At 50.5% G+C, this 719-nt stretch carries 1 protein-coding gene; it reads right to left on the bottom strand.

What is annotated here, in order from left to right:
* A partial coding sequence (locus AUR66_RS17685) for an ABC transporter ATP-binding protein (protein ID WP_157533214.1) occupies positions 1–502 on the bottom strand: 502 nt, incomplete at its 3' end.
* Positions 503–719 lie beyond the last annotated feature (217 nt).

Below are 719 nucleotides of genomic sequence, written 5' to 3'. Positions count from 1 at the left end.
GTCTGTCGAGGTCTGAGAGGGGCTCGTCGTAAAGGAGTAGATCTGGTTCGAGAACTAATACACGGGCGAGCGCAACACGCTGTTGTTCCCCACCACTCAAGTTCTGAATATTTCGGTCTTCGTAGCCCGGGAGAGAGACGATGTCCAAGACTTCTGCGATGCGGTCTTCTATTTCAGCCTCGCTCAGATTCTCTCGATGGCGAAGCCCGAAAGCGACGTTATCGAACACCGTCATATGAGGGAACAATGCTAGTCGCTGGAAGACCAGCCCCATGTTCCTGTCTTCGGGTGGCCGGCCAATCATCTCATTACTAGCAACCATGATACTTCCACTATCGGGGCCAACGAACCCAGCGATTGACTTCAACATTGTCGTCTTCCCCGAGCCAGAGGGACCCAGAATCGATACAAACTCTCCGTCTTCGATGTCGATAGACACGTCGTCGACAGCGACCACGTCACCGAAGGTCTTGCGTAGTTGTTGGACACTGACTGATGCCATATTCCAAATCTACTGGATGATTGGGAGACTAGTATTTATTCTTTGGGGGTTTGTGACATGGCTCGGAGTAGCAATACTACGCACGACTACCAAACAAGTGAATTGTGTCCACTTGATATGGGTCTCCGCGTGAATTATGACAAACGCCTGACCGTGTAGAAAACTGCAATCGGAGCTATCCAACTCAATCGCGAGAGCGATGACTTGTTGGAATTAT

This window comes from Haloferax profundi (assembly GCF_001469865.1).
GTDB lineage: Archaea > Halobacteriota > Halobacteria > Halobacteriales > Haloferacaceae > Haloferax > Haloferax profundi.
This window is presented reverse-complemented; position numbering and strand designations above follow the sequence as displayed.